We start from the raw sequence: 23,443 nt of genomic DNA on the forward strand, positions 1-23,443 counted from the left end.
GGAACTTACCGGCTGCGAGAGTTGTTGCGTGACGGTAGGGCCGGGTCGTTAGAAAATGTGGCTAATCAAACGGCAATGTCGTTTGGCCAAAGAGCGTAGCGGCTGATACTGATGGGTTTAACTTTACAGGAAGTTCAGTCAAAGCGCACGTAAAGTTGCTTATAATTTAATCTGTTAGGCGGGCCGGTGACAGGTGGCCGCTAGGGTTAAGTAGGCTAGGAGTGAAAGTTATGGTTGTTGTGAAAAACAATCGGCGCGCGCGGTACACGCAACGGGTCATTCAGGAGACCGTCCTCTCCCTATTAGAGAGTAAACCGATTAACGCCATTTCGGTAACCGAGGTTTGTGCGCAAGCCGACGTGAACCGAACCACGTTCTACCGGTACTATACGGACGTCTACGATTGCGTCGAAAGCATCGAGAAGGCCTTTGTCCGCTCGCTTCATCCCCTAGAGGGAGCGACGCCGAGTCAGGCGTTGGAGCATCTGCTGACGGCCTTCTATGAGGATAAGAAACTGAGTAATCTGGTCTTCGTGGAAGGCAAGACCCAGCTACTCGATCGCATGCAGACGTTGTTGGCCCGAACCAAACCGCACCGTCCGTTAATTGCGGATTATCAGGGCGTGTACATTGGTGCCGGCCTGCAGAATATTTTGAAAAAGTGGGTGAAGGACGGGATGCCCGAGACCCCGCATCAGTTGACGCAAATCATTATCGACACCATCTTAGCGCGGAACCTTGATGACCTCCGAGACGAGGTCTTGTAGTGGGCTAATATTACATTTTAGCCAGAATCCCGGGAAAGTATTGTCTTTTTGCCCGGCATTATTTATCATGGTATCTGACTGTATGGAATTAAATGGAAGATTATTAAGTGAGGATAGCTTCATAATGAAAAAAATGATAATTCACGGCGGCCGTCGTCTTTCTGGAGAAGTGACGATTGGTGGCGCCAAAAACAGCACAGTGGCTTTAATTCCGGCAGCAATTCTAGCTGATACCCCGGTCCGTTTTGATATGGTCCCGGATATCCTGGACGTGCACAATTTAATGTTAATTCTGAAATCAATGAACGTGCATTCGACGTTTGAAGACGGGGTCTTAACGATTGACCCGACCGAGATCGTGGAAGCACCGCTACCTAGTAAAGCAATCAAGAGTTTGCGGGCATCTTACTATTTTATGGGGTCCTTGTTGGGGCGGTTCCAACGGGCCACGCTGAGTTTCCCGGGTGGCGATAACATTGGTCCCCGGCCGATCGACCAGCACATCAAGGCTTTCGAGGCTTTGGGGGCGGCGGTAGAGGAACACGAGGGGACCGTACGGATTACGACGGGACCCGAGGGCTTACATGGCGCGCGGATCTTCTTAGATATGGTATCCGTGGGGGCCACGATCAACTCCATTCTGGCTGCGGTCAAGGCAGTTGGCACGACGGTGATCGAGAATGCAGCCAAAGAACCAGAAATCATTGATGTGGCCACGTTCCTGAACAACATGGGCGCCCACATCCGGGGAGCCGGGACCGATGTCATTCGGATCGAGGGTGTACCAACGTTGCGGGCGATGAACACCCACACGATTATCCCCGACCGGATTGAAGCCGGCACGTACTTATCCATGGCTGCGGCCGTGGGCGACGGGATTGTCATTAAGAACGTCATCCCGGAACATTTGGAAGCTTTCACGGCAAAGATGATTGAGATGGGTGTGCCGCTAGAGATTAGCGAGGACAGCATCTACGTGCCCCGCACGGAGAATCTCAAGCCGATTCGGATTAAAACGATGCCGTTCCCGGGCTTCGCGACGGACCTGCAGCAGCCATTAACGCCGCTACTGTTCCGCGCCAATGGGAGTAGCGTCGTCATCGACACCATCTACCCCAAGCGCATCATGCACATTGCCGAGTTGCGCAAGATGGGGGCCAACATTCGTTCAGAAGACGATATGATTGTGATCGATCCGAGTGACGATCTGATTGGAAGCCAAGTTCAGGCCGGTGAGATTCGGGCCGGTGCGGCCTTGGTCATCACCGGATTAATGGCGGCGGGCGACACTGAGATTCAGGGCGCCGACAATATCTTACGCGGCTATGACCGCATCGTTGACAAGTTGACGGCGCTTAACGCCGACGTGGAAATTGTGAGTAAGGAAAGTTTGGTAGAAAACGGCCAAGATTAATCATTGCTCACACTGTGTTTTCATGGTATAATTCAACGGTTGACGATTAAATCAATCTCTGGCTCAGTAAATGGACCAGGGCAAAGGAGCGTAATACATTATGAAGCAAGGAATTCATCCAGATTACCGCGAAGTTGTGTTCCAAGATTCAAGTACTGGTTTCCAGTTCTTATCTGGTTCAACGGCAACTTCTGACGAAACGGTTGAATGGGAAGATGGCAACACTTACCCATTAATCCGTGTCGAAATTTCTTCAGATTCACACCCATTCTACACGGGTAAGCAAAAGTTTACTCAAGCCGATGGTGCTGTGGACCGGTTCAACAAGAAATACGGTTTGGCAAACGACTAATTATAATAAATATGATTTGTCGCCGGTGGCAGTTTTTGACTGTTGCCGGTTTTTTTGTAGAGAAATCACGGCGAAATGGTGGACAAATAGCGGAAGCCCACAGCGTGTGGTTTTGAGAAAAGAAAGGAAACTGAGATGAAAGTTGTCATTGTTGGGAGTACACACGCGGGGACCCAGGCTGCGTTGAAGATTCTGCGGGATCATCCGGAGACGGCCGTCACCATTTACGAACGCCAACGCACGGTATCCTTCGTGTCGTCGGGGATTTCGCTCTTTCTGGACGGTCAGGTGAAACGGCTCGAGGACATGTTCTACACCTCGCCGGCTGAGCTGACGCGGTTGGGGGCAACGGTTAAGATGCAGCATAACGTGCTGCGAATTGACGCGGACAAACGGCAGGTGGCCGCCGTGGATATGACCACGGGTCAAGTTGTCATGGACGGGTACGACAAGCTCATCATGGCTACGGGGTCGACCGTTAACGTTCCGCCGATTCGCGGTATCGAGGGTGATCGGGTACTACTTTGCAAGGACTACGAACAGGCAAAGCGGATCTATCAGGTGGCTCAGGACCACCACCGCATCACGATTGTCGGTGGGGGCTATATCGGGACCGAGCTGGCCGAGAGCTATGCGCGGACGGGACACGCTGTTCGCTTAATCCAGTCGCAGGATCAGTTGCTGGATAACTATGTCGACGCGAATCTGTCGGCCGCCGTGGTGAACCTCTTGACCCAACAGGGGGTTGACGTGGTCCTGAATAGCCGGGTCACCGAATTCGAGGAGCAGGCCGAGACGCTGGTGATTAAGACGGCCACGGCCGCCTATCACGCGGATTTTGCCATTGTTTGTACCGGGTTCGTGCCCAATACGCGGCTGTTGCGCGGTCAGGTTGAGATGGACCGGCACGGAGCAATTCTGATTGACAACTATCTTCAGACCTCGGACCCGGATATCTTGGCCTGTGGGGATGCTAGTGTGGTGAACCTCAATCCCATTGGGCGGACGGCCTATGCGCCCTTGGCCAGCAGTGCGGTGCGTCAGGGAATTCTGGCAGGGACCAACGTGTTCGGCCGGATTCAACGGTATCTGGGTACGCAGGCGACCTCAGCCATCGAACTGTTTGGGCACACGCTGGCCTCCACGGGGCTGACCCTACGTCAGGCGCAAACGATCCAGCAGCCGGCCGCCAGTGTTACCTATCATGGGACTTGGCGCCCCACCTATATGGCAAGCACGGACGATCTGACGATCAACCTGGTCTACAGCCAAATCGACCGGCGTATTCTGGGCGCTCAGCTCTTTAGCAGACACGAGGTGGCGCAGTCGGCCAATGCCGTGTCGATCGCGATTCAGAACCGTAATACCATCGATGACCTGGCCTTCGTGGACATGCTCTTTAACCCCAACTTCGATGCGCCCTTTAACTATCTGAATCTGGTGGCGCAGTTGGCGGTGGCGCAGGAGGCCCAAGCTGACCAATCGTACCCCGGTTGACGATCGGCGATTAATCGCGGAATGATGGGAATTGTGGGGACTCTGATACGGTTATTTTTGGACGGTGCCCCGACTAATTTCAGATTTTATCCGCGCCGACTATCTTTTGCTTTGACAATTTCAGTTAATTGGTGGACAATACATTGTCAGAACTAAAACTTACGGCAATCCGTCGCTAAGGTGACAAAGGACGAGCAAACCTTGTGAAATCAGGGTTTGGCGATACAAATTATCCAACCATTGGACAACTTATTCAGCGGACGCGTGACACTGTGGGTTAGACGTGGCATTCGGGGCCGTTTGCGGGCGGCCGTTATCGCTGAAAAAGAGTAGATTCTGAAGACTACAAGGGGGAACCATTGATGAAGGTCATTATCGTCGGCAGTACACATGCGGGAACTAACGCCGCTATCCAAATTTTACGGGATCATCCGGAAACGGACGTGACGATCTATGAACGGCACACGAACGTTTCGTTCCTGTCGACCGGTATCTCACTATTTCTAGACGGCCAGGTGAAGCACCTCGAGGACATGTTCTATTCGTCACCAGAGGAGCTGACGCGCTTGGGCGCCAACGTTTTAACGCGCCATAACGTAATTAAGATTGACGCCGAGGCCAAGACGGTTGACGTGGTCGATATGGACTCGGGCGACCTGACGACGGACCACTACGACAAGTTAATCATGGCGACGGGCTCGACGGTCAACGTTCCCCCGATCTTCGGGATTGATGAGGACATGGTGCTCCTGTGTAAGAATTACGAACAGGCCAAGGCGGTCTACCAGGCGGCCAAGGACCACAACCGTATCGCTATCATCGGTGGGGGCTATATTGGGACGGAACTGGCCGAGAGTTACGCGCGGACCGGACACGATGTCTTGCTGATTCAGTCACAAGACATTCTGCTGGACCATTACGTTGATCAGAACCTGTCGGACAAGGTCGTCGATATCTTGCGCGAGCAGGGGGTGGAAGTGGTCTTGAATAACCGGGTGACGGCCTTTGCCCAGGATGAGCAGGGCTTAGCCATTGAAACGTTGAATGGCGTCTACCGGGCGGATGTCGCGATTGTCAGCACGGGCTTTGTGCCCAACACGTCGTTGTTACGGGGGCAGGTCAAAATGGACCGGCACGGTGCTATCATTATCAATGATTACATTGAATCATCGAATCCGGACATCTTCGCTTGTGGGGATGCCAGCGTGGTGAACTTTAATCCCACGGGGCAGCCGGCGTACACGCCACTGGCGACCAACGCCGTGCGGCAGGGGATGTTGGCCGGGATCAACGTCTTTGGCCACATCCAGCGGTACATGGGGACCCAAGCCACATCGGCTATCAAGATCTTTGGGCGGACGCTGGCCTCATCGGGGTTAACGTTGCGACACGCGCACTCCGCGGGACTGCATGCGGATAGTGTGACCTTCGAGAGCACGTGGCGGCCCACGTACATGCCGACCACGGACAAGCTGTTAATTAATCTGGTCTACGACCGTGACGATCGGCGCGTGTTGGGGGCGCAGCTCTTCAGTAAACACGAGGTGGCGCAGTCAGCCAATGCCGTGTCGCTGGCCATTCAGAACCGCAATACGATTGACGATCTGGCCTTCGTGGACATGCTGTTCAACCCGAACTTCAATGACACCTTTAATTTCTTGAATCTCGCAGCCCAGATGGCGGTGGCCCAAGAAGCCCGGCGCGGTAATAACCAGCCGCGAGTAACGGCTGGGATTACACCAGATAACTAAAGGCTGAAAGCTATAAAATAGCTAGGATCCGTAGTGTGACAAGGATAACACCTATCATAATATGATAGTCGCGTACTGACCGCCTTACCGTTCGCCAAATTTGGTCTGGGACGCTGTGGGCAGGACCGGGAAAAGCCAAAGGGCGGTCTTTTCCCTCGCTTTTAGCCGGATAACTAAATGATGATGGGGTGGTGAGTGGCCTGAAGCTGCTAGCCGCCCTTTTGGTTTACTAATCGGCAGAAATGGTTGGCGTTTAGACGAGAACTGACGGCGTTGGAAGGTCTGGCTTTGTTTTTGCCTGCAATTGGGGTAGAATTTCAATCAGAGAGTGTGTACGGGGGAGTGAACGTAAATTATGGCAGATCAACAATCCAAACAGCCTAAGCATCGTTGGCGGTGGTTTGGCACCACGATTTTCATCATTTTGGTGATTATTTCGCTGGCGCTAATCTTCAACGAGCAGATCAAAAATTGGCTGATTTCTTCCTATCAACCGCAGATCTCCAAAAAGTCCGTGCGGCAAAACGAAAAGAAGAAGGCGTCTTACGACTTCAGTAAGGTGAAGTCGCTGGACTTCTCGACGGTGGCCAACGCCCGCTGGAATACAGCGAATATCCACGTGGTCGGTGAGATTTACATGCCACAGTCGAAGATTCACTTGCCCATCGCTAAGGGGGTCAGCAATGAGGTGCTGGCGCTGACGGCGGGGACCATGCGTCCGGACCAGAAGATGGGGCAGGGAAACTACCCGTTGGCCGGGCATCACATGACCTCGCAGACCATTCTGTTTAGCCCGCTGTATTGGAAGACGCGGGTGGGGCAGAAGATCTACCTAACCAATGCCAAGCAGGTCTTTGTCTACACAGTCAGCGTCCGAAAATTCATTCCGGCAACGGACGTACAGGTGGTCGATCAGACCAAGCAGAAGCTGGTCACGCTGATTACCTGTGACGCGACCGGGGCCAACCGATTGATGATTCGGGGGAAATACGATAAGCAAATGGCCTATAAGGATGCGCCGATTTCGGTTCAAAAGGGCTTCCACAGTGGATTTAACAACAAAAATTAACGACATATCGACATTTTTTGCGAAAAAAGCAAAAAATGTTATTTTTTTTGAATTTTTTTGGTTTGTGAAGTTTTAAAAATTATTTTATGGGGTGAACCCCTAAAAGGGTTGGTAAATAAGGCGCTTTCAAAGTTGGTTTAACGAATTAACTAAAGCCGGGGTGAGCAAACACCCTATAAACGAATGAGCTGAAACCGGAAATTTTGGCCTAAAAATTGGAATGTAAACTAAAATGTCAAGCTGGACGTGAACTAATTTCGGGGCCAAAACACTGATTTAACGGCGTTTATGCTATCAGATAGGAAACCCTATAAACCTAATGGTAGGCTATTAAATGGTTTCTTAAAAAATATTCTCCCCACACATGATTAATTATGGACAAAAGCAAAAAAGCGTGCTATTATAACTTATGTAATCAGATGAGTTCATCAGATGATTCAACGAAGCGCCTCTACTTGGGGCAGAGTTGAAATAGAGACGTGGATTTGGATAAATAGTTTAGAAGAGTAAATGACTAAATAAAGTTGAGGGAGATAAATATCATGACTAAAAAAACTTTACAATTAATTGCGACGCTTGCACTTGCTGCTGGATTTGGTTTTACAACTGTTACTGCTAATGCGGCTGATACTAATGACAGTCAGACGACGAACGCTACTGTTGGTTTGACTGCTGGGACAACCGATCCTGATGGTCCTCATAATGGTGCCGTTCGGTTGGTTGCCGCCCCTGACCTCGTCTTCGGTGATAAGACGAAGGGTACGCCGATTACTGGTGCTACCCAAACTATCAAGGCCACTTCAATCACGACGAATGCTAATTCTTCTAATAATAGTGCTACTGATGCCAATAAGGTTACCATTGACCCTAGCGATGTGGCTGTTGTTGACCCCGGGACTGGCAATGGTTGGTCAGTGAGCGTTAAGGCTGACAACTTTGTTAAGGACGACGCTACTTCAACGAATCTGTTAGGTGCTACGATTAACTTTAAGGGTGCCGTTGCGACTAACAACACTAATGCTAGCGAGAATCCAGCAGTTGCTGCTACGCCTGCTGTCATTGCTGGCGGTGATTCAGCTACGATTCTCTCAGCTGCTAAGGGGAATGGTGTTGGGACTTGGATGAACCGGTTGACTAATGATACTGATTTGACTATCGCCGGTGGTAACGTTGCTGGGAACTACACGTCTAACTTGACTTGGACGATTGGCAACACGCCTGGTGTGACGGCTTAACTCAACCGAATAGAAACTTTAACAAGTAGCGAAATTACCTTAAATATTAAATTCAGAATGCGGTAGCGACAGCTACCGCATTCTTTGTTACAATGAAGAAAACGGTTTACAAAACATGATGGAGGCTGGGTTAATCATGAAACGTTGGTTGAGGATTTTAGTAACGTTAGGGACGTTGCTGGTGGCATTTGGTTGGATGCAACAGACCAAGACGGCAAAAGCTGAAAGCGTCGGTTATTCGGTCAGCACGATTACGCCGAAAAATCAGGATGATAAGAAGGTGACTTATTTCGCTTTGCGCGTGAAGCCAAATCAACAACAAAAGTTGACGATTGTGATTCACAATTCGAGCAAGTCGACAAAGAAATTTCAAGTGGGCGTCAATCAGGCGATGACCAATACGAATGGGGTCATTGATTATAGCCAAGCCAATCCCAAGCTGGATAGTTCCTTGAAAGTGGGGATTAAAGACGTCTTTGGCAAGAATAATACGCAAAAAGTCACGGTTAACGCGAAGAGTGCTAAGAAAGTTTCCCTGAGTTATAAGATGCCAGCTAAGAAAATCGATGGGATGATCTTAGGTGGGATTTACGTTAAGGAGCTTAAAGATAACAAGACGAGCAGTAAGAAGAATGGTGTAACGATCAGTAACGCCTTTGCCTACGTTGTAGGTGTGCGCCTGCGGGAGAGCGGCATTGATGTCGCCCCTGACATGCGGCTTCACACGGTAAAAGCCGGGCAGATTAGCGGTTTGAACCAGATCCAAGCCAACCTTCAAAACCCACGTCCGGGTCTGATGAAGGCCTTAAAGATTGAGTCGAAGGTTACCAAGCAGGGCAGTTCTAAGTCTGTTCTGACCCAGACCAAGGAAAACATGGCGATGGCGCCGAACACTAACTTCAATTACTCCATTCCATGGGGGGATACGCAATTGAAGGCTGGCGATTACACGTTAACCTTGGATGCTTACGCCAAGGGTGGCTATCACTGGCACTTCGTTAAGAACTTTACGATCACGCAAAAGGATATTAATTCCTTGAAGAACCGGATCAACACGCCACAGAAGAATTACTTCTGGTGGTTCGTTGCCGGTGGCGTTATCATTGTTCTGTTGTTAGCGATTATTATTTACCTGTTAATGAAGAACCGTAAAAAAGATGACGACGATACGGATACAACCGACTAAGCATAAATAAAGAGGTTTCGTTGGCGGAACGATTAACGTTCAGTCAATGAAACCTCTTTTTGTGTACATTTATATTTACCCGATCAGTTGGGAAAGTTTCTGACGGGTTATCAGTGAACAAATGCAGTCCAACGTTACATATATAATTATATGTAACGCAAATTGAAAAATGATCCTGATAAATATAATCCGGCAAACAAATCGATTCACCGGTGGTTGATTCAATAATGCTGTGTTATCAGTATCTTAAAGCAATCTTAAAATCGCACCGTCACACCACGATTTATCCAAACAGCTCACCCAGATGATGGTATACTGTATTTACTAGGATGACGAACAAACTAATAAAGCATAGCAGTTTTACTGGGATTAGTGGGATCATCCATGACTGAATGACTGGGTAATGAATAAACCTAAAGTTGAGGGAATGACAGGTTCGGCCGACTACCGAACGAGGGGGTTATGTTAATGACGATCAAACAAGGTGTATTGGGTATCGTGGCGTTGACCGTAGCCGGATTGAGTCTCTGGTCTCCCCGACCGGCCAGCGCAAATTCAACGGTTTTTAGTACCGGGACGGCGGCCTTGACGGGGGCACCACAGGGAGTGGACCTGCAGAGCGGCTTGGATTCAAATTATTTTACGATTGATAAAACGGTGGATACCGCGACCGGCGATAATGCGGCGTCCCTAGTCAAAGCTGGAAGTCCGGCGGGAACCGGGAACTCCGCCATTCAGATTTCTAAGGCGGGGGTGCAGAACAGTTGGGGCGCCATCTGGTCCACCGACCAGACGTTTGATTTAAGCAAGCCCGAGACGGCCTCCATGTGGATTTACGCCAGTGGTGAGGGTACCAGTAACGTGGGTGATGGCATGGCCTTTGTCCTGCAGAACGGGAACACGGACGCTTACTCCGGCCCCGGCCAGTCCATGGGCGTCTGGGGTGTTGCCAACGACCTGTTTTCCAACGTCAATCCGGCCAGTTCGGCTATTCAGAACAGTTGGGCGTTGGAGTTCGACACTTATCCCAACGACGATATCCCGAAGCGTGGGACCTATCTGGGCAGTATTATCGGTTGGACGACCAGCTCCTATGATTTCTTCAACAGTTCACCGTCTTCTTACGATGTCAACGGCCCGGGCGATTCGCCCAGTTCACAAAGTCAGATTACCGATACCCATATTGCGTCAAACTATCCGGGCGCTACCGATAGCTATACTGGGACTTCGGTTTATGGGAATGGTGCGAAGCTGGGTCCGTTTACCGGCCAAAAGATTGCGCATACAGACTTCTTCTACTACTACAACTTACAGCATGAGGGGCTCCTGGACGAGGGTCCTACCGGTGGTACCGGGAATATCTCCGATCATCGGTGGCACCACATCACGGTGTCCTACACGCCGCCAACAACTTCTGGCGGGGATGGGTCGATGACCTACACCTACAACGATAAGGACCCGGATACTGGGTTGCCGCAGAAGTCCACGGACTATGCGACAGTTCCGATTAATTTGAGCAAGTTCAACCTGTCCTCGGGGCAGACCAAGGTCCGTTGGGGCTTCACGGGTTCTACCGGGACTTACTCCGAGAACAATCTGGTGATTTTTGACCAGATTCCCGGTGAGGCTCAGACCACGGCGGCCGCGACCATGCAGACCAAGGACAATGCTGGTGATTACACCAATACGGTCAGCGATGGCGATGCTGTGCCCGGCGATAGTGAAGTCAAATTGACCTACACGCTGGAACGGACTGGCGGGGATGAGGACTGGAAGGCCGTCAATGGTGATCTCACCATCCCCGATGATATCGACATTACCTCGGGGTCAATTGACTATCCGGACAGCGACTATACCGATAGTAATGGCAACAAGGTCGATGTCTCCAAGATTGTGGCGCCAACCACTTCGGGCGCGGGACAGACGCTTGCCGTTCCGTTAGCGGATAGTGGCTTGACCCTGAGTGGCACCCAGAAGGCGACGGTTACGCTGTATGGCAAGGTCAAGGATGTTGGGAGCACCAGCGACGTGAGCGAGGCGGCCCAGACCAGCTACTTTGTCGGGAGTAACGCCACGTCTGCGGCCAAGACGCCGAGCTTTACGATCACCAAGAAAGTCAATCCGGCCCTGTCGATGGCGCTGGATGAAGACAATAGCACGTTAAAGGTCAATGCTGGGAGCACTCAGGATGCCACGGTGATCGGGGCGGCGGTGGCTTCGGATAGTACGGTTGCGAATAAAGATATTACGATTCATCCCACAATCAATGGTGTCGAGCAGGACGCTAAGAATCTGGATGACCTGACGACGGGGGTCAAGTATGGTTTTAAGTATCCCATCAGTAATGCCTTGCTGAAAGCGGGCGACAATACGGTTAGCTTCTACGCCACCGATACGGCGGGGGATAAATCCGCTACGGTGTCAACGACGGTGACGGCGGGCACGGTTGGCTTCGGCCATACCAGCGGTGACCTGGTGTTTGAACCGACGACGTTAACCGGAGGCAGTCAGATTGCGGCCCGGGAGAATAGCTGGAGCTTGGACGTGGATGACAGTCAGGTGAAGGACAGCGACTGGTCCGTGACGGCAAAGACGACGGGAATGACGAAGTCGGATGGGACGGCGTTAGATGGCGCTCTGATCTATACGAATGCAGCAGGCACGACGACGCTGAATAGTCGCGATTCGCCGATCATTGCCAGTGGCACGTCGGACGGCACGACTAGCACCACGAATATTGCCGCAAATTGGACCGATAGCACGGGAATCCGGCTAAAAGTCAATGGCGGAGCGACGGCTGGGTCCTACTCGGGAACCATCGACTGGTCGTTCGTGAATTCAGTTGAATAGAACATTAGGAAGCGCTAATCACTGATGGTTAGCGCTTTTTACTATGAATAACCCAATTGGAGTTGACGAAAAACATGTGAAACAATGCTCTAATACCTCCAATAGGTTTGATGTTACACATACTTTGTTTTGGGAATTTATATCATGTTTGACGAGGTACGCCCTAATTAACTAGTAAAGGACGAATCCTTCTTGTGAAAGAATAGTGTGTCCGGTTTGAAAGGAATTGCATCACCGCTTTTTAACTAGCAAGTGATGGAAAATTTGATTTACCATTCTAACCCGTTGATGGTATACTATATTTATTAGGACGGTTAAATGTTTCTATAAACATTCGTTGGATTCCCTTGCAATTTTAGTATTCACTAAATTTACAAAGGGGTTTGAAAAGATACTGAATTAAAAAGGGTCAAGTGATTTCGTTTTAATAAAGTTGAGGGTTTACACAGGTTCGGGAGAATTCCGAACGAGGGGGAAATTAAAATGTGGATACAGAAAGGATTACTAAAGCTGGCGGTGGTGAGTGCCGTGGCCGGACTAGGACTGTGGGGCAGTGCCGCTAATGCCAGTGCGAACTCAGCCGTGTTTTGGACAGGACAGGATGCGTTAGATGGTGCCCCCCAAGGGGTCGACTTGGGGAGTGGCACGGCTTCTGATTACTTCACGATTGATAATACGGTTGCGACCGCCAGTGGGACCAACTCGGCCAGTCTGGTAAAGGCCGGGAGCCCGGCCGGAACGGGAAACAGTGCCATTCAGATTTCCAAGGCCGGTGATAAACAAACCTGGGGATCGATCTGGTCAAAAAATCAGTCGTTCGATTTAAGTAAAAGTGAAACCGCTTCGATGTGGATTTACGCCAGTGGACAAAAGACAGGCGATGTTGGTGACGGGATGGCCTTTGTCTTGCAAAACGGTGGGACGGACGTGTACTCCGGCCCAGGGCAATCTATGGGAGTTTGGGGCGTGGCAGATTCCATGTTCACCCAAAAGGATCCATCTGCTTCGGCCATTAAAAATAGCTGGGCACTTGAGTTCGATACCTATCCTAATAAGACGATTCCGACGCAACCTACGTATGACTTGTTCGACGTGATACATGCGTTTCCGAAAGTTAGTTATACACTTAGTGGGAATCCAGTTTCATATGACATAAGTGGTAGTAGCGATCCGACCGATCAGACGCCGATTACTGACACTCATATTGCCTCTAATTATCCTGGGGAGAGTAGTACTTATTTCGGAACTAAGGTATTTGCCGATGGTCCCAAGTATATTGCCGGAACTTTGGAAAAAAATTGGCAAGGCAACTTCTATTATTATGGTATGCATCATGAGGGACTCCTAGATGAAGGTGCAACCGGTGGTGGTGGTAATCTGTCTGATCACCGTTGGCACCACATTACGGTGACGTACACGCCGCCAACCACTGCTGGTGGCAAGGGCTCCATGACGTATAAGTATAACGATAAGAACCCCGATACGGGGTTACCGCAAGATTCTACCGATTATGCGACGGTTCCAATTGACCTGAATAAGTTCAACCTATCCAGTGGACAATCCAAGGTTCGCTGGGGATTCACGGGGTCTACTGGTGACGCGACCGAAAACAATTTAGTCATTTTTGACCAGATTCCAGGTCAAGCCCAGACCGAAGCCACGGCGACGCTAAGCAGTAAGGATGCATCGAATCAAAGTAGTTCTTACCAAGAAGTAAAGTCTGGTGGCAGTGTTCCAGGTAATTCACCGATTAAGTTAACCTATACTTTTGGACGGACCGATGGTGATGAAGATTGGAAGGATGTTAATGCAAAATTGAATATTCCTAGTGGTTTAAATATTACTTCAGGAACTATCAGTTATCCGGATGCCAGTTATAAAGACAGTAACGATAATAAAGTCGATATTTCTAAGATTAAGACCTCTTCAAATTCGGCGCAAACTCTTGACGTGCCCTTAGCGAATGGCGGTCTGGATTTAAGCGGGACGCAGCACGCGACAATTACGTTGGAAGGAACGGCCAAAGATATTGCAACTGATGTAAGTAATTCATCGCAATCAGTTGAGACAAGTTACTTTACTGGCTCTAATGCGACGTCAACTGCTAAAACACCAGAGTTTACCATTACGCCAAAGGTTAATTCAAAATTGACAATGGGAATTGATCCGAATGCAGGAACACCAAAGGTTAATTTTGGTGGTAAAGAAAATGCCCATGTGTGGGGAACCGCAGTTGCATACACGAATACAGGGACGCCTGATCCGAGCAAGGCCTCAAGTATCATGCTTCATCCTTCGATTAATGGTGTTGCTCAAACGCCAGTGTTGCAGAGTAAAATTCCAATCACGGTTTCACCATATGTTGGGGCGACATTTTATTTCGATTATGAAATTGCCAACAGTAAATTACACGCCGGTAACAATACAGTTAGCTTTTATGCCTCGTATGGTTCAGGCGATGATGAAGTGACCTCAACTACTGTGAATACCACGGTCGTGGCGGGGACAGTTAGCTTTGGTCATACTAGTGGGAATATGACGTTTGAGCCAACTACTTTAACGGGGAAGAGTACGACAGTCAAACGAGCTTCCGATTGGCGCTTGGATGTTGACGATACGCAGACTAAGGATACACCATGGAAAGTGGTTGCACAGACGACGGGCATGTATCTAACAAAGACAGAGCAGACTGCGGTGCCTACCCCACTAGATGGCTCACTTATCTATAAGAAGGATAAGGATGCAGGGGAGATCACTTTGGATAATTCTGCAACCCCAGTAGCGAATGGAGCGGCCAGTGAAGACGATTCGTCCACAAATATTGCGCAGGATTGGCAGGATGACAGTGGTATCCTGTTGAAGGTCGATGGTAATGCCATACAGGGGGCTTATGAAGGAACCATTACGTGGTCATTTGTTAATGACGGTATCAGCTACTGATTTGATTGATTTGATGAAGAGTCATCCATTGATTTGGGTGGCTTTTTCTTTTTTGGGAAAAACAACCATCTATTGGTAAATGAAAATAAAATTAAGATGTTACATAAGCTGAATTTAGTCCCCAATGAAATCGTGTAAGTAAAAAAAGTTATCGCATGATACCTAAAACTTAATGGACAATAGGATGCCTGGTATAGCAATGGCGGTGACGGTTTAGCTTTTTGATGAAATCATTAATATTTACAGTGTTATTTTAAGCGATAGATGGTATACTGTATTTATAAACCTTATTAAATATTTACGATTAAAGACTAAGGAAGCTTAATTAAGTTACATAAACATTCACCCCCGGTGTTGGGACGGAATTCCTCAAAAAAATGAGGCGTTATCAAGATGGGCTATACATTGGATTGAGGCTGCTGCAATGGCTATAGGGCAGAAAATCGTGAGCTCTTGAGTAAGGGTAGAAAGTGACCTAGCTCGCGTTAATCATACGGTGCGAATTAAAGCGGATTTATTGCAGATGACTACTGCAAACTAAGTGATGGGTTGTATCAATTAAGTTGAGGTCGTTATTATAGTCCGGAAATTTCGAATGAGGAGGTTATTGAGGTGGGAACGAAGAAGGGAATAGTGAGGGTAGCCGCAATATTGGCCATGGCTGGACTAGGGCTGTGGTCTTTGGGGGAGACAACAGCGCATGCGGTTGGTGTTGATTCGACGGCATATGATGGTAATCCCAAATATACTAATTCCGCTGCTCTGGCGGCAGCACCACAGGGGGTTGACTTGACTTCAACGGATTATTCCAGTTATTTCACGATTAATGCAGGCATAAGTGGTACGTCTGTGAAGAACTCGGCAGTTGTAAAGGGACCAAATGATGGCGTTGGTAGTCCATCAAATAAGGGGAATTCGGTCATTCAGATTTCCTCATCCGGCACAAAAAATTCATGGGGATCGATTTGGTCATCTGACAAGGCGTTCGATTTAAGCAAACCAGAGACGGCTTCAATGTGGGTCTTTCTAAGTGGTCCAAAGTATGGCGATGTCGGTGATGGTATGGCCTTCGTACTACAAAACGATGGAATAGATGCCTTTTCTGGAACGACGACTACGGGCAAGACGGAAGATCTTCTTCCTAAGCCGACCACTGTGGATGTTCCTGGCGTCGGAGAAAGTATGGGTGTCTGGGGGATGGATCCCTCTGAATATACAAGTCATGATCTTGCGGGTTCGGCTATTCAGAACAGTTGGGCTTTGGAGTTTGATACACATGATAATTCGTATATTCCTCCTACTACGCCGCTGATTTCTATTACCCCCAATTGGGATTTAGATAGTAACTATAGTCCTTCTTCTTTCGATGCAGGCCAGTACTTCAATTCTTTTAACAAAGACGGTGATCCTACGGGAACTGCTGGAACGATAGGTGCTGATAATCACATTGCTTCAAATTATCCTGGGAGCAAGGCTACGTATACAACAAAGTCGGAACTTGGAATGAAAACAACGTGGAATCAGATGTCTTTACCAATTTGGGGTAGTTATTCAACGAGTTATTACTACTACAAAATGACTCATCTGGGCTATCTCGACGAAGGTAAGACCGGGGCCGACGATAGTATGACAAATTTCCGTTGGCATCACATTACGCTGAATTACACGCCACCAACTGATGAAGACGCTAATGGTGAAATGACGTATACATTTAATGATAAGGATCCGTCGACCGGGGCACCGCAGGCCTCATCGGAGTCAAGAACCGTTCCGATTAAGCTTAGTGAGTTTAATTTGACTAGCGATAAGAAAGTGCGCTGGGGATTTACCGGTTCAACTGGGGAAGCGACTGCTAACAATTTGGTGATCTTTGACCAAATCCCCGGGGAAGCCGAGTCTTCCGCAACTGCAACTTTGAGCCAAAAAGGTGATGATGGCAGTTACTCTACCGTGGATAGTAACACGGGGGCTTTAAGTGGCGGCACGCCGGTTAAATTGGAGTATGACTTCAAGCGCACGGGTGGACTTAAAGACTGGAAGGATATCAATGCCGAACTGTCCATTCCTAGCAGCATTTCATTAACCTCCGGGACCGTTACGACGCCTAGTGGCGATGGCGATGTTGACCTTTCCAAGCTAGATGGAACGAAGCTACCGGTGGCACTGGGATCCGATGGCAATGGACTAACGTTGAGCAGCGATCAGGGTGGAAAGATTACGCTGTACGGCACGATCAAGAACGCAGATGCTAGTGAAGCCAGCACAACGAGTTACTTCCAAGGAAGTAATGCGACTTCAGCCGCCAAGTTGACGAGCTTTTCGACTAAGAAGTCAGTCTTAAGCATGGACATTGATAAAGACAAGAGCACGCTTCAAGTAAACAGTGGTGGTGACGATGCGAAGATCATCGGGGTTGCGGTGCCTGACGCTGACTCGAAAATATCTGCGTCTGATATCACGATTCACCCTAGCTTATCAAATGGAGCGTCTCTGGATTCGTTTAAGCTGGATGATGAAAAGTACTTTAATCCTGATTATGGCAGTACCGGATTTACTTATCCCGTTGCTAATGACAAGTTAAGCAAGGGACCGAATACGATTAGCTTTTACGCAACTGATACGGCTGGGGATCGGTCACCAGTTGTCTCGACTGAGATCACGGCCGGGTTCATTCAGCTAGGCGCGGCCAGTGGAGACTTGTCTTATGGATCATCAGAGTTGACGGGGGGGAATCGCATCCTGAATCGGGATAATGACTGGAGTCTGTCCGTTGATAATTCATTGATTTCGGGAACTGATTGGGAACTTGATGCGCAGACGACCGGAATGTTTCGCGATGGGACACCCACGGAACCACGCCTTGATGGGTCATTGATCTATACGGATAGTCAGGGAACGACATCACAACTTAATTCGACGCCAGTAAAGATTGCTAGTGGTTCTTCGGATGGCACCACCAAGTCAACGAATATCGCGGAGAACTGGTCCGATGATACGGGGATTAGGTTGAAAGTTAACAGTGGTGCTACCGAAGGAAAATATTCTGGTATGATCCAGTGGACATTTAAGAATGCGCCGGAATAATGATTGTCGTAGTCTAGAATGATAACTAAATAAATGCTGAAGTCTTCTACTCAGTGGGTTGGTATCGGCCACCGTCAACATGACGGGAATGGTCGTGTGCTTCCCTGGGTAGGGGGCTTTTTATTATCCCCACCCCGGGACCGTACACGGACGTTTGAAAACTATATTAACGTTCAAAACGTTCTTGCAGTTAATAAACAACCTATGGTGCTACACTGGGGTTAATGATGGTAAGTGAGAATTGTGAATAACTCGCATTAAATTACGCAATTTAAAAATTAAGAATTATCCAGATGAGCTGTGGAACCCCCAGCCTAGAGCTCTGGGGTCAAGCTGGCTAAAATATAAAGGGAAGCTTAATTATGAAGTTGAGGAATCGAATCATACTAGGAATGGTGGCACTATTGTCGCTGGGAATTGGCTGGAATGCGTGCGTAGCTCAGGCCGATACTGCTGCAGAAAATGCGATGAAGTCGGCGCCACAAGGGATTAAAGTTGCGCCCTATTTTACAGTGCCATCAGGCATCGGCAAAGATGGGACGCAAAAAAATGTGGCGAGTGTGCTAGCTAATTCGGGGAATTCATCGCTGTACCCCATGGATGGCGTGCAGATTTCATCTCTTGATACCAACGGTGCTGGTGGGGCTATTTGGTCGAACGGAAAGACATTCGACCTTAATCAGAATCAACGGGCCTCGATGTGGATTTATATCAGTGGTAAAGATATTTCATACGCAAGCCAGATGGCTGACGGGATGGCTTTTGTTTTACAGGATGATCCCAATATGCAAAAGGATAACCAATCATTCGCGTTTTCTGCGCCTGGTGAGTCGCTGGGAGTTTGGGCAAAAGATACCGGAAGTAGCAAGAATGATATTAACAGCTCAGCCATTCAAAGTAGCTGGGCTCTGGAATTTGACACGCACATGAACGATGCAACACCCGATCCTGGATTGTTTTCGATGCCGACGACAGCGGATTATTTTGATGGTGGTAAAGGCTTTGGCTACAATCCTAGTTCAGGATCGTCTCCTGAAGAGAATGTGGCCGGTCAGCATATTGCTTCGGGGTATCCAGCGGACGCTGACACTTATACGCAACAGACAGCATCAAACGTTTTAAAAAAATATTATTATTATCAACAAATTCATTATGGTATCTTACGGGATAACACGCAGGACTTTATTGGTAACGGCGCATGGCACCATATCACCGTCGATTACACGGCGCCCACTAGCGATAGTAAGACTGGCTCGATGACTTATAAATTTGACGATAAAGATCCCAGCACGGGTAACCCTAAGTCTACGGAATACGTCGCGAAGGTTCCGGTGGACTTGGATAAGTTAGGCGCATCGCGAACAGATGGTAAAGTTTACTGGGGTTTCACGGGGTCCACGGGTAAGAAAATCGATGGCGAGAGCGAGACTGGGAGTGAGACGGCACTGGTCGTCTTTGAGCAGGTTCCCTCCCAGGTTGAAGGAACGGCTACCGCTACGATGACAGATACGACGACAAATAAGGCCGTGACTGATAGCGACAATACAATTAAAGCCAATGATGATGTTCAACTGACGTATCAAGCCAACTACGAGAGTGGTAATGTGATTTGGAAGAATGTTTTGGCTAAGTTACAGTTGCCGGCAGATGTGACCTTCAACCAGATTACGGTACACCGTAGCGATGGTTCTACTATTTTAGTGGATCCTTCAAGTATTAGTGCGAACACGTTGATAACGAGTATTGGTGATATGAAACAAAATGGGTATGCGGTATCGATTACGCTTGACGGGACTGCTAACAACGTTAAGCAACAGGTCACGGATACCACGAACGCGAGTGAATTCCTGGGTGATAATGGGATGGCAACGGCTACGCTCCCGTCGTTTAAGATTGAGCCGACAGACTTGGCGCTTAAGCTGGATAATGCCAGTAAGGACCAGACTGTTAACCTCGGCGCGGCAACGGACGCAACAATCACCGGTAATTTGAAGCTGAGTGATACGAGTTTGGCTAACAGTGCGTTGACGATTTACGGGGCCTTTGATAGTGGCAGTGCGACGAAGCAAACGGCTACTATTACCGGAACCGGAGACACCCGGGCGTTTAAGCTACAAGTCCCTAAGGCGCAATTAACAGCGACGCCGAACCCGCACACACTGGCCCTCTTTGTCAGCGATGGTAAGGGTGCCATGTCGGACCCAGCCACGGCGACCATCCATATGGGTCAGGTCACGCTGGGTGATACCGCCGCGCCCCTGACTTTTACACCGACATTTCTGAATGGTGTAAATCAGACGGTGGCACGGGATGGTGACTGGGCGTTGAATGTGAACGACAGTCTGAAATCAAATAGTACGTGGACATTGACGGCGAAAACCGCGGGGATGTTTAAGAATGGTGTGAATGCGCCCGGAAACGAATTGAATGGTCACTTGTTCTATAGACAGGCGCCAGATGCCGAGGAGCAGAAGCTGGGGGCAGCGGCCGTGCAGATCTCTAACGGAACGTCGGATGGAAAGACACGGACGACGAATGTTGCGGATGACTGGACGGCTGACACCGGGATTTTGCTGGATGTCGATGGTGGTGCCGTTCCGGGCGATTATTCCGGAGAAATTCAGTGGACGTTGACGGCGGCACCTGAATGATGGCAACGATTTGAAAAGTTAAAGGAAAGCGGCGTGGAACAAAAAGGCGGTTAGCTCTCAACTCTAAGCGAAGTCAGCTGCCTTTTGTCCACGAGATACAACGGGTCTGAGGCTTTTGTCTCAGGCCTTTTTGGTGTGGTAAAGGCGGGCATTGATGCTGGGCATGATAGTTACCCACAAAATAAGTTAATCAACGATTATAATTATGCTAGAAAATATCGTTACGGTGTTATACTTGTGTGTGAAATAGTTATCTGTGAATATATTTTGCCATTACTTGATTCTCGTCGATTGTTCGGATCGAGTAGTGGAGAAATGGGGGGTATCAGATGAATTTGGGAAAACGGATGATCGTATGGGCAGGTGTTGCCCTGATAGGTGGCTGCGGATGCGCTCAGATTGGTGGGGAATCGACAGCCAGGGCGGACGCCATTACTTCCGTACCACAAGGCCTCAAGGTGAGCCAGACCTTTTTGAACAAGCCGAGCACCTTAGGGAGTACTGGGGTGACCAACTCTGCGGCATACACTGAGGTTGCGCAAAGTAACCAGCGGCTACCCATGAGTGTGATTCAGATTTCGTCGTTGGGAAAACACAATGCGGGCGGTGCCGTGTGGTCGCAGACGCCCACATTTGACCTTTATAAAAATCAGAAATTTTCAATGTGGGTTTATGCCAGTGGCGATATTGCGGGTAGTCCTGGCGAAGGACTGGCTTTTGTCCTGCAAAACAATAACAACAATCAATTTTCGGGTACTGGTGAGTCATTAGGAGTCTGGGGAGCCGATCCCAAGTCAACGACCGGTGGACCTGACACGATTGCTGGCACGGCGATTCAGAAGAGTTGGGCGCTGGAATTTGATACGGAGGCCAATCAGATTGATCCAACAGAGAAATGGAATGCGAGTTCGGGGTTACTAACATCGTGGAATTTAGCGGATAATGAGCCCTCCGATTTTGATTCGGGTGAAGGTACTGGTTATGGTAATGGAGACGGTCACACGCCGAATGAGTCCGTTAAGGGGGAACACATTTCTTCGGGCTATCCAGGGGAGGCCTCCACGTACGAAGCGAATACTGGAGAAGGGAAAAACGGTATAGCACTTTTCCCTCGAGAATATTATTACTATACGCAAAACCACTTTGGCCTGATCCGAGACAGTACTGGGTCGTTGATTGCCGACCAAAATTGGCACCACATAACGCTGAATTACACGGCGCCTAGCAGTGGTAGTACCATTGGCACCATGATGTATAGTTATGATGATGTGAATCCCCAGACTGGCGCAACGGCATCGTCAAATAAGTATGTATCGGAATCGTTGGATACGAGTAAGTTGGGAACATCTAGCGCAAACGGTAAGGTCTATTGGGGAATTACTGGCTCGACGGGGCAAAGTTGGAATAGTGATTCGTCTAATGATGGCACCCAGAATAGTGATGTGGTCCTCGAACACATTCCGGGCGAAGCGGATGGTGCCGCAACGGCGCAGTTGACCGATGAGACTAGTGGTGCCGTGGTCAAATCCGGCGACAAGATTAACGGTGGTGATAAAGTTAAATTAACTTACACCGCTACACAAACGTCTAGTGGGGTGGACTGGAAAGATATCAATGCCCAGTTACACATTCCTCAAGGTATTAAAATCACTTCGGGAACGTTAAGCCCCCAAGACGGTGGTACCGCACAGGATCTGAATATGAGTGATCTCACGGGAACGGTGAGCGCCGGGCAAACGTTAAATAAAAATATCGGGACGCTGTCGGCACAGAATAAGACCGCTAAGATTACACTGACGGGATACGTACAGAATGACCGGGCCTATTCCACGACCGACACGACCAGTGATTTTGTGGGTGATGGCACCATGGCCAGTGCCACGATTGATCGATTTAGCACGGCGACAAGTCCGTTGTCACTGGAACTGGATCAAAGTGAGTACCATGTTAACCATGGCCAACCAATAGTCGTGACGGGGAAGATCAACGGTGGTACGGCAAACAGTAATCTTTTAGTTGCAATATCTTCGACAGTAGAGGGATCGCTTGTACAAAATAGTGAAGATCCAGTCACGCTTAGCGATAAAAATCCGGCTTCTGGTTTTAGAATAGTTGCGCCTAGATTATCTGCGCAACCCGCTGGAAATTATACGTTAAAAATATATGTTTTGGATCATGGTAACGACAATCAAACACGTACTTTGGATGTGCCAGTCGTCATCGGAACAGTTGGATTCGGCGATTCATCAGGAGATTTAGTGTATAACGCGGCCATTTCTGGGGGACCCCAGACTGTGCCGCGAGACGACGCTAATTGGAAATTTGACATTAATGACACAGAAGCTGCTGGCACACCTTGGAAGTTAACCGCTAGGGCTTCGGCGCTGATGTCGACCACGGTACCAGCGTTGAAGTTGGATGGTGAATTGGTCTACAGTAATGGTGTTGGAGAACCCGTATCGTTAGCAACGGACACGGTGATTACCGATCACCAGTCCGATGGCTCTGACCAACCGGTTAATATTGCGGATGGCTGGCAGTCGGACACCGGAATTCTACTGAAACTAAATGGCGGTGCCGCGGTGGGCGACTATAAAGGAACCGTCACTTGGGATTTATCGAATGTACCTTGAGTGTTAAGAAATGG

At 49.0% G+C, this 23,443-nt stretch carries 13 protein-coding genes; all 13 read left to right on the forward strand.

Going from position 1 to position 23,443, the window contains the following annotated elements:
• Positions 1-230: 230 nt before the first annotated feature.
• The 13 genes from KB236_00530 (at position 231) to KB236_00590 (ending at position 23,429) form a co-directional block, all read left to right on the forward strand.
• A complete protein-coding gene (locus KB236_00530) occupies positions 231-767 on the forward strand; it encodes a TetR/AcrR family transcriptional regulator (GenBank protein ID UIF29290.1) in 537 nt (178 codons plus the stop codon).
• A gap of 124 nt (positions 768-891) precedes the next feature.
• Positions 892-2,181 carry a UDP-N-acetylglucosamine 1-carboxyvinyltransferase gene (locus KB236_00535; GenBank protein ID UIF29291.1) on the forward strand — a complete coding sequence of 430 codons (1,290 nt, stop codon included), beginning with the start codon at positions 892-894 and terminating at the stop codon, positions 2,179-2,181.
• 100 nt (positions 2,182-2,281) lie between these two features.
• The gene (locus KB236_00540; GenBank protein ID UIF29292.1) at positions 2,282-2,533 is read left to right on the forward strand and encodes a type B 50S ribosomal protein L31; all 252 of its coding nucleotides are present in this window, start codon (positions 2,282-2,284) and stop codon (positions 2,531-2,533) included.
• Positions 2,534-2,668: 135 nt separating this feature from the next.
• Positions 2,669-4,030 carry an FAD-dependent oxidoreductase gene (locus tag KB236_00545; GenBank protein UIF29293.1) on the forward strand — a complete coding sequence of 454 codons (1,362 nt, stop codon included), beginning with the start codon at positions 2,669-2,671 and terminating at the stop codon, positions 4,028-4,030.
• A gap of 362 nt (positions 4,031-4,392) precedes the next feature.
• Positions 4,393-5,781 carry an FAD-dependent oxidoreductase gene (locus tag KB236_00550; protein ID UIF29294.1) on the forward strand — a complete coding sequence of 463 codons (1,389 nt, stop codon included), beginning with the start codon at positions 4,393-4,395 and terminating at the stop codon, positions 5,779-5,781.
• A 355-nt stretch (positions 5,782-6,136) separates the two neighbouring features.
• Positions 6,137-6,850: a class A sortase gene (locus KB236_00555; GenBank protein UIF29295.1), complete on the forward strand. Its 714-nt coding sequence runs from the start codon at positions 6,137-6,139 to the stop codon at positions 6,848-6,850.
• Between the two features lie 542 nt (positions 6,851-7,392).
• Positions 7,393-8,085: a WxL domain-containing protein gene (locus KB236_00560; protein UIF29296.1), complete on the forward strand. Its 693-nt coding sequence runs from the start codon at positions 7,393-7,395 to the stop codon at positions 8,083-8,085.
• Positions 8,086-8,239: 154 nt separating this feature from the next.
• The gene (locus tag KB236_00565) at positions 8,240-9,271 is read left to right on the forward strand and encodes a DUF916 and DUF3324 domain-containing protein (GenBank protein UIF30251.1); all 1,032 of its coding nucleotides are present in this window, start codon (positions 8,240-8,242) and stop codon (positions 9,269-9,271) included.
• 468 nt (positions 9,272-9,739) lie between these two features.
• Positions 9,740-12,121, forward strand: coding sequence for a hypothetical protein (locus KB236_00570; protein ID UIF29297.1), 2,382 nt, complete (start codon positions 9,740-9,742; stop codon positions 12,119-12,121).
• A gap of 483 nt (positions 12,122-12,604) precedes the next feature.
• Positions 12,605-15,061 carry a hypothetical protein gene (locus tag KB236_00575; protein UIF29298.1) on the forward strand — a complete coding sequence of 819 codons (2,457 nt, stop codon included), beginning with the start codon at positions 12,605-12,607 and terminating at the stop codon, positions 15,059-15,061.
• 612 nt (positions 15,062-15,673) lie between these two features.
• The gene (locus tag KB236_00580) at positions 15,674-18,145 is read left to right on the forward strand and encodes a hypothetical protein (protein ID UIF29299.1); all 2,472 of its coding nucleotides are present in this window, start codon (positions 15,674-15,676) and stop codon (positions 18,143-18,145) included.
• A 362-nt stretch (positions 18,146-18,507) separates the two neighbouring features.
• Positions 18,508-20,796, forward strand: coding sequence for a hypothetical protein (locus tag KB236_00585; GenBank protein UIF29300.1), 2,289 nt, complete (start codon positions 18,508-18,510; stop codon positions 20,794-20,796).
• 329 nt (positions 20,797-21,125) lie between these two features.
• On the forward strand, positions 21,126-23,429 hold the full coding sequence (locus KB236_00590) for a hypothetical protein (GenBank protein ID UIF29301.1): 2,304 nt from the start codon (positions 21,126-21,128) through the stop codon (positions 23,427-23,429).
• The last annotated feature ends 14 nt before the right edge of the window (positions 23,430-23,443 follow it).

Origin of the sequence: Levilactobacillus brevis (assembly GCA_021383565.1) — a bacterium.
Taxonomy (GTDB): domain Bacteria; phylum Bacillota; class Bacilli; order Lactobacillales; family Lactobacillaceae; genus Levilactobacillus; species Levilactobacillus brevis_B.